General features: G+C 39.5%; 1 protein-coding gene. It reads left to right on the top strand.

Features of this window, described 5'->3' with window-relative positions:
- Positions 1–266, top strand: a 266-nt coding sequence (locus IWT5_RS11875; RefSeq protein ID WP_143443108.1) for a transposase, incomplete at both ends; no start/stop codon positions are given.

Below are 266 nucleotides of genomic sequence, written 5' to 3' on the forward strand. Positions count from 1 at the left end.
CATGAGTTTTGAAATGATGGATGCCGAAACACACGAGTTTATCGATTTATTACCATTCCGATCAATTTTCAAGCTGCAGCGTCATTTTAGACATTACACCGAATCCGCACGACAAAGAGTCAAGATTATCGTTACTGATATGAATTATACTTACCCTAAATTGGTCGGTACTGTGTTTCCCAATGCGATTGTTCTCATTGATCGATTTCACATTGTAAATGCCCTCAGTCGGGCATTTACCAAGACCAGAATCCGCATTATGAAAG

This window comes from Secundilactobacillus mixtipabuli, from assembly GCF_002217925.1.
Classification (GTDB): domain Bacteria; phylum Bacillota; class Bacilli; order Lactobacillales; family Lactobacillaceae; genus Secundilactobacillus; species Secundilactobacillus mixtipabuli.